4 protein-coding genes and 1 pseudogene are annotated in these 3,966 nt (G+C 66.0%); all 5 read left to right on the forward strand.

Translation table 11 applies throughout. The features are described 5' to 3' along the window. Positions 1-354, forward strand: a pseudogene (locus VFA16_RS02075) (SAM-dependent methyltransferase); the annotation flags it as partial. 40 nt (positions 355-394) lie between these two features. After that, positions 395-1,324: a class I SAM-dependent methyltransferase gene (locus VFA16_RS02080; protein WP_324966224.1), complete on the forward strand. Its 930-nt coding sequence runs from the start codon at positions 395-397 to the stop codon at positions 1,322-1,324. An 88-nt stretch (positions 1,325-1,412) separates the two neighbouring features. Continuing rightward, a complete protein-coding gene (locus tag VFA16_RS02085) occupies positions 1,413-2,828 on the forward strand; it encodes an aldehyde dehydrogenase family protein (RefSeq protein WP_324966221.1) in 1,416 nt (471 codons plus the stop codon). 48 nt (positions 2,829-2,876) lie between these two features. After that, positions 2,877-3,740: an SDR family oxidoreductase gene (locus VFA16_RS02090; RefSeq protein ID WP_324966222.1), complete on the forward strand. Its 864-nt coding sequence runs from the start codon at positions 2,877-2,879 to the stop codon at positions 3,738-3,740. Continuing rightward, positions 3,737-3,966, forward strand: a 230-nt coding sequence (locus VFA16_RS02095) for an alcohol dehydrogenase catalytic domain-containing protein (RefSeq protein ID WP_324966223.1), incomplete at its 3' end; no start/stop codon positions are given. The genes VFA16_RS02090 and VFA16_RS02095, both read left to right, overlap by 4 nt.

Consider the following 3,966-nt stretch of genomic DNA (forward strand, 5'->3'; position numbering starts at 1 on the left):
GAAGCGCAGGACCGCCTCTTCGAGAAGGTCACCGATCTCAGTGCACGCGGTAGTCACGTCGCTGTCGAAGCGTTCAGCCTGGCTGCGCCCTGCGAGCGTCGCCGGGCGGCGCGTCGGGCCCGGTGGGCGCGAGTACGGGAACGACTGGGCCTCGACATCAACTTCGAAACGCTGACCTACAACGACACCCGCCGCCCTGATGCCGTGCAGTGGCTCGCCGACCACGGCTGGCAGGTACACGCGGTGAGCAACGCCGACGAAATGGCGCGGCTGGGCCGGCCGATACCCGACGACCTGGTCGAGGAGACGGTGAGCAGCACACTGCTGCGGGCGCGTCTGGTCGACGCTAATTGAGCGGGCCTAGGCATTTGCGAAAGGAAGCTCGATGAGCACGATGCGCACCGATGACGACACCTGGGACATCACCACCAGCGTGGGCTCGACCGCGGTGATGGTGGCCGCCGCCCGCGCCACCGAAACCGACCGCCCTGATGCGCTGATCAACGATCCCTACGCCAAGCTGCTCGTCGCCAACGCCGGCACCGGTGCCTGGGAGGCCATGCTCGACGAATCGATGATCGCCAAGGTGGAGGCGATGGATCCCGAGACCGCGGCGGTCGTCCACCACATGCGCAGCTATCAGGCGGTTCGCACGCATTTCTTCGACGCCTACTTCACCGATGCTGTGGCCGCGGGCATCCGGCAGGTGGTGATCCTGGCGTCCGGGCTGGATTCACGCGCTTACCGGCTGGACTGGCCGGCCGGCACGGTGGTCTACGAGATCGACCAGCCGAAGGTACTGTCCTACAAGTCGCAGACCCTGGCCGAGCATGAGGTCAGACCGTCGACCGAGCGCCGTGAGGTGCCCGTTGACTTGCGGCAGGACTGGCCCGCCGCAGTGCGTGCCGCCGGTTTCGACCCGGCGGCGCGGACCGCATGGCTGGCCGAGGGACTGCTGATGTATTTGCCGGCCGCCGCCCAGGACCGGCTGTTCGAGCAGATCACCGAGCTCAGTGCGCCGGGCAGCCGGATCGCGGCCGAAACCGCGGCACGCCACGCCGACGAGCGGCGCGAGGAGATGCGAGAACGGTTCAAGCGGGTCGCCGACAAGCTCGGCTTCGAGCAGACCGTCGACTTCCAGGATCTGGTCTACAACGACGAGGATCGCGCCGTTGTGGTGGATTGGCTGAACGAGCATGGCTGGCGGGCCACGTCGCAACACTCCCACGACGAGATGCGCCGGTTGGGCCGCTGGGTCGACGGTGTCCCGATGGCCGACGACAAAGACGCGTTCGCCGATTTCGTGACAGCGGAGCGCAGCTAGTTCCCTAGGTGCGGTGCCCGGAGCGCGTCTGTTGCCCAACCCAGTGGTTGATTAGGATTGGGCTTCCGCCGGTCAGGAAGGGCACCCCATGACCACCCACGCCGCCGCCAACACCACCGACACCAGCGCACCGGTGGCTTCGGACATCCAGCACACCGTCGAGCGCCTGCGAAAAACCTTCGCCACCGGGCGCACCCGCGGCCTCGAGTGGCGGCGCACCCAGTTGCGCGCCATCGAGAAGATGATGGCCGAGAACGAGGCCAAGATCGCGGAGGCATTGCACGCCGACCTGTGTCGCAAACCATTCGAGGCCTGGCTGGCCGACACGGCGACTACCGCCGCCGAAGCCCGCTACGCGGCAAAACACGTCAAGAAGTGGATGCGCCGCAAACACCACCTGCTCGAGCTGGCGCAGCTGCCGGGTCGCGGTTGGGTGGAGTACGAGCCTTACGGCACCGTGCTGATCATCGGCGCCTGGAACTACCCGTTCTATCTGACGCTCGGCCCGGCGGTCGGAGCGATCGCCGCGGGAAACGCGGTGGTGCTCAAGCCCTCTGAGATCGCCTCGGCGTCGTCTCGGGTGATGGCCGAACTGGTGCCGCAATATCTCGACCGCGACGCGATCGCGGTGATCGAGGGCGACGCCACAGTCAGCCAGCAGTTGCTCGCGCAAGGCTTCGACCGCGTGCTGTTCACCGGCGGGACCGAGATCGGCCGCAAGGTGTACGAAGCGGCAGCACCGCACCTGACTCCGGTCACGCTGGAACTCGGCGGTAAGAGCCCCGTGATCGTCGCCGCCGACGCCGACGTCGACGTCGCGGCCAAGCGAATCGCCTGGATCAAACTGCTCAACGCCGGGCAGACCTGCGTCGCACCCGACTACGTGCTGGCTGATGTGAAGATCCGCGACGAGCTCGTCACCAAGATCGGCGAAGCCATCACCACATTCGGCTCCGACGAGCCAGCCGGAATGCGCATCGTCAACCAACGCCAATTCGACCGGCTGACCGGTTACTTGTCCAACACCAAGGGCACCGTAGCCGTCGGCGGCACATCCGACCCCGCGGACCTGCGGATCCAGCCGACCGTGGTCGTCGACCCCGCCCCCGACGAACCGCTGATGACCAACGAGATCTTCGGCCCCATCCTGCCGGTGATCACCGTCGAATCCCTCGACGATGCAATACGTTTCGTCAACTCGCGTCCCAAACCGCTATCGGCGTATCTGTTCACCAAGACCCGCGCCGTACGTGAGCGGGTCATCAAGGAAGTGCCGGCCGGCGGCATGCTGGTCAACCATCTCGCTTTTCAGGTGTCGACGGCCAAACTGCCGTTCGGTGGTGTCGGCGCATCGGGTATGGGCGCCTATCACGGGCGCTGGGGATTCGAGGAGTTCAGTCACCGCAAGTCGGTGCTCACCAAGCCAACCCGACCCGACTTATCGAGCTTTATCTACCCGCCGTATACAGAGAAGGCGTGGAAGTTGGCGCGGCGGCTGTTCTAGCGGCTGCCGGACGCTGACCCCGAGCGCAATCGACCCGAAAGGAAGTTCATGCCCGGAGTGCAGGATCGTGTCATCGTCGTCACCGGAGCCGGCGGGGGACTGGGCCGCGAATACGCCCTGACCCTGGCTCGAGAAGGCGCCAGCGTCGTGGTCAACGACCTCGGCGGAGCCCGCGACGGTACGGGCGCCGGACATTCGATGGCCGACCAGGTCGTGTCTGAGATCAAAGACGCCGGCGGCCGCGCGGTCGCCAACTACGACAGCGTCGCCGAGCCCGAGGGCGCGGCCAACATCATCCAGACCGCGCTCGACGAATTCGGGGCGGTGCACGGTGTGGTGAGCAACGCCGGGATTTTGCGCGACGGCACCTTCCACAAGATGTCGTTCGAGAACTGGGACGCAGTTCTCAAGGTCCACCTGTACGGCGGCTACAACGTGCTGCGCGCCGCCTGGCCGCATTTCCGGGAGCAGAGTTACGGCCGCGTCGTCGTTGCCACCTCCACCAGCGGTCTGTTCGGCAACTTCGGCCAATCCAACTACGGGGCAGCCAAGCTCGGCCTGGTCGGCCTAATCAACACACTGGCGCTGGAAGGCGCCAAGTACAACATCCACGCCAACGCGGTCGCCCCGGTGGCGGCGACCCGGATGACGCAGGACATCTTGCCCCCGGAGGTGTTGGAGAAGCTCAAGCCCGAGTTCGTCGCGCCGATCGTGGCCTACCTGTGCACCGAAGAATCCAGCGATAACGGATCGGTGTTCGTCGTCGGCGGCGGCAAGGTGCAGCGGGTTGCGTTGTTCGAGAACGAAGGCGCCAATTTCAACAACCCGCCGTCGGTCGATGAGGTCGCCTCGCAGTGGGCGCAGATCACCGATGTGTCCGGAGCGAAGCAGGCCAGCTTCTCCGTACGGTGAAAGCCTGCGTCGTTCAGGAACTTTCGGGTCCCAAAGGGTTGGTGTACACCGACGTCGACGAGGTGCAGGCCGGCGACGACATGGTGGTCATCGATGTGCGGGCGGCCGGGGTGTGCTTTCCCGACCTGCTGTTGAGCAAAGGGGGGTACCAGCTCAAGCTTCCGCCGCCGTTCATTCCCGGCATGGAAGCCGCGGGTGTGGTGCGCTCGGCGCCGGAGGAGTCGGG

Origin of the sequence: Mycobacterium sp., assembly GCF_035653355.1 — a bacterium.
Classification (GTDB): Bacteria; Actinomycetota; Actinomycetes; order Mycobacteriales; family Mycobacteriaceae; genus Mycobacterium.

Excerpts from the sequence above, each read along its gene's own strand:
- VFA16_RS02080 (WP_324966224.1), top strand. The coding sequence starts at position 395 with ATGCGCACCGATGACGACACCTGGGACATCACCACCAGCGTGGGCTCG.
- VFA16_RS02085 (WP_324966221.1), top strand. The coding sequence starts at position 1,413 with ATGACCACCCACGCCGCCGCCAACACCACCGACACCAGCGCACCGGTG.
- VFA16_RS02090 (WP_324966222.1), top strand. The coding sequence starts at position 2,877 with ATGCCCGGAGTGCAGGATCGTGTCATCGTCGTCACCGGAGCCGGCGGG.